A 3,401-nucleotide genomic window follows, 5' to 3' on the forward strand; every position below is an offset into this window, starting at 1 on the left:
CGGATCAAGGGCTTGATGGGCTGGCGGGCACCGTCCTGCCTGCGGTAGGCGATCCGTTCCATCTGGATGCTGACGCCTTTACGGCCCCAGTCAGCGGTGGTCACACGGATCCCCAAACGCGCCCGCACAACGATCCGCCCGTCCTCGGACACCACCTCCGCCCAACCCGTCCACACCAGATTCTGGCCCATACCGGTCCCCCCGCGACACGTCTTCCATCCATCTGCGCGATCGACCCTACGCCGCCCGACCGTCGTCGACACGAAGGCACGGACCAGCCGATACCTCGCACCCACCGCGAGGAAATCACAGTCGAAGGCGAGACGGAGCCGGTCGTCGTGAAACTGGGTGTGTGGATCACCAACACCCGGGCCCGGCGCCACAAACTCGACACCGACCAACTCGCCGCCCTCGCCAGGCTCGGCGTCAGCTGGGCGCGGTAGCAGTCGCCCGTTTTCGAGAATGCGCAAGAAAGGCACCTCAGGCCCGGTCAAGGACGGCTCTCCCGCGCCTTCGGCGGGGCCTTCGCGCTGCGCCGCTACCTGGGGCGACCCTCCAAGATCGGTGGCCTCGGCAAAGCCGTGTACGCGACTCTTTGGGACCCCACCGCATGCACTCTGACCTGCGGATTTATCTCCGAGTACCTAGGATTGACCTGTATCCGTGAGGGCGTGGAAGTAGGTTTACCTGCTTCGGTGACGCCTGCTCACAAACACGGTGAAGACGGTCCAGGGAGGGTCCTTCATGACCGAGACAGGCAACCCCAGTCAGCCCGCGAACGTGCACGAGTACACCAGCAGCCACATCCAGGTACTCCAGGGCCACGAGGCGATACGCAAACGCCCCGGCATGTACATCGGTTCGACCAGTGAACGCGGCTTGCACCAGATGGTGTACGAGGTCGTCTCGTATGCCGTCGACGAGCATCTGGCCGGCCATGCCGACGCCATCGACGTCACACTCACCGCGGACGGCGGCGTGCGCGTCGCGGACAACGGGCGTGGCCTGCCCGTCGAAGTGAGGGAACCCGGCGGCAAGTCGGCCGTCGAACGTGAACTGACGGACCTTTCCTCCGGTTCCAAGCCCCACACCGGCTACTGGGTTTCCGGCGGCCTCGGCGGCCTGGGCCTGTGCGTGGTCAACGCACTGTCGAACCGTCTCACGGTCGAGGTCCACCGCGACGGCCACCGCTGGACCCAGGAGTACGAGAACGGCACCCCGGTCACCCCGCTGGCGAGGAACGAGGAGACCGATCAGCACGGCACGACGATCGCGTTCTGGCCCGACGCCAACATCTTCGAGACCACCCACCACTCGTTCGCCACACTGTCAGAACGCTTGCAGGAGCTGGCCTTCCTCAACGAAGGCCTGACCATCTCGCTCACCGACGAGCGTCCGGAGCGGCCGGTCCGCTTCCACCACACGAACGGCCTGCGGGCCTACGTTGCCCGCCTCAACCCCTACCCCCCGAGTCTCGTCCACTCCCCCGCCATCACCTTCGAGTCGGAGAATCAGGACAAGACGATCTCCGTGCAGGTCGCCATGGAGTGGGACACCTGGTCCCCGGGGGAGCTCCGCTCCTTCGCGAACAGCACCCGCACCCACGAGGGCGGCACCCACGAACACGGCTTCCGGACCGCACTCACCGACCTGGTCAATGAATACGCTCGCCAGCAGGGCCGACTGTCCGCGGACGACAAAGACATAACAGCCGCGGCTGTTCACGACGGTCTGACCGCGATCGTCTCCGTAAAGCTCGCCCATCCCGTCTTCGAGGGCTGCACCAGGACCAGGCTCGGGCACCCGGAAGCCGGCGTCTACGTCCAAAGGGTCGTCCGCGAACACCTCACCCGCTGGTTCGACCGCAACCCGAACGAAGCCGCATCCGTCATCCGGCACATCCTCGACACCCCTAACCGGCACAGGTGCCGGTGACGAAGACCTCCCTGCGCAGCTCGATGCCGGAGACCGCCCGCCGTCGCAGAGTGGCGGCAAGGGTGGGCCTTGGACCTGCTGGGGCTTGGCTCCCGCGTCGGGCTTCTCCCCCACGCGGGTGAGCACCGCACCGGGGTATGGCTCGCCAGGCAATACCCACACCAACGCCGCGGCCGACTCGACCAGGCCCAGCTCGCCGCCCTCGCCGAAGGCGACTGGGCACAGTGGATGAGACCAGCGAAACTGGATGGAGCCGGCTGTGATCCCTTGAGACGATCCCGCCATGCCCAGTCCCACCGCACAAGAGCTCCTCGCCTCCGTCCGAGGCCTGTCCCCCGAGCACGCGCAGCAGATCGCCGACCACATCGATGAATGCCGAACCCTGCTCGCGGCGGGCACCGACATGAACACCCTCCAGCAGCGTCTGAAGGACCAAGGCGTCTCCGTCATCCGCGCCATCCTGATCACCACCAGACTCGTCGGCGACCACCCCGGCAGACTGCAGGCGGCGCGGGAGATCGTCGAATGCAGTCCCGCCCGCACCCCCGACTGCGCACTCAGCAGGCCAGCGCACCCCACGGCCCCGTAACCGCCAAACACCGCACCGAATCCGGCACAAGCACCTCATGACCCGGCCGACCGGCTCGGCCCCCGGACGACTCGACGCGCCGGCCGCCCGCAGAGTGGCATGGGCGCGGTAGCCGGGTGTGGAGGACAAGCACCCACACGGGCGCCGCGCCGGTCACGTGCGAAACGACACGGACCTGCACCGGGAGAACGATCCTGGTGGCCGAGCCGGCCGGCGGCAGGTGCACCCCGTCCGCCAGGGCCTGAGGCCGACGCTGTGACGGTGCGTCGGCCTGGGCGTGTGAGTATTCGAGCGCCTCGCTCAGGGTCTTGCCGGTGGCGCGCTCGCGGCCGTCGGCGGCGGCGAGGCCCCGGCAAGGCTTGGTCTCCGACCAGCCCGCTACGTATGCGCAGTGGGTAGCGGGCGCCCGGGGGCGGCCGGTCCGACGGGTCCTTGTCCGTCTTGGCGCGGTTGAGGGCCATGAGCGCGATCAGCGAGGTGGGCGTGGCGAGGGCGCTGGTGTTGACCTAGGTGTTCTGTCCAGGGAGGTTGTGGACGGGTGATGCAGGTCTCGGCTGAGACGGCTTGAACGGGTGAGGGCCTCCCGGGTTCGGTGTGGATTGCGACATCTCCACCGAACAACAGAAGGCCCTCATGCCCCACCGTAATGCACCCCTGACCGAGACCGGACGGCTGCGTCTGGCCCGCTGCGTGGTCGAGGACGGCTGGCCGCTCCGGCGAGCCGCCGAACGCTTCCAGGTGTCCCCGACCACCGCCCAGCGGTGGGCCGCCCGCTACCGAGTCCTGGGCGAGGCCGGCATGGCCGACCACTCCTCCCGCCCCCACCACAGTCCGCGTCGGACCGCGACCCGCACCGAACGACGGATCATCAAGGTCC

The 3,401-nt window shown here is 68.0% G+C and carries 4 protein-coding genes and 1 pseudogene; 4 read left to right on the forward strand and 1 reads right to left on the reverse strand.

From position 1 onward, the window contains the following. The coding region (locus AB0469_RS40925; protein ID WP_366456358.1) for a hypothetical protein at positions 1-191 on the reverse strand (191 nt) is incomplete at its 3' end. Between the two features lie 72 nt (positions 192-263). Here AB0469_RS40925 and AB0469_RS40930 point away from each other — a divergent pair. From AB0469_RS40930 to AB0469_RS40945, 4 genes and pseudogenes are all read left to right on the forward strand, one after another. Then, a pseudogene (locus tag AB0469_RS40930) lies at positions 264-443 on the forward strand (hypothetical protein); the annotation flags it as partial. Between the two features lie 301 nt (positions 444-744). Beyond that, positions 745-1,935: an ATP-binding protein gene (locus tag AB0469_RS40935; RefSeq protein ID WP_366456692.1), complete on the forward strand. Its 1,191-nt coding sequence runs from the start codon at positions 745-747 to the stop codon at positions 1,933-1,935. A 283-nt stretch (positions 1,936-2,218) separates the two neighbouring features. Further along, entirely contained in the window at positions 2,219-2,524 is a 306-nt protein-coding gene (locus AB0469_RS40940; RefSeq protein ID WP_366456693.1) for a hypothetical protein, read from the forward strand. Between the two features lie 633 nt (positions 2,525-3,157). Then, the coding region (locus AB0469_RS40945) for a leucine zipper domain-containing protein (RefSeq protein ID WP_366456694.1) at positions 3,158-3,401 on the forward strand (244 nt) is incomplete at its 3' end.

Source organism: Streptomyces sp. NPDC093801 (genome assembly GCF_040701585.1).
Classification (GTDB): Bacteria; Actinomycetota; Actinomycetes; order Streptomycetales; family Streptomycetaceae; genus Streptomyces.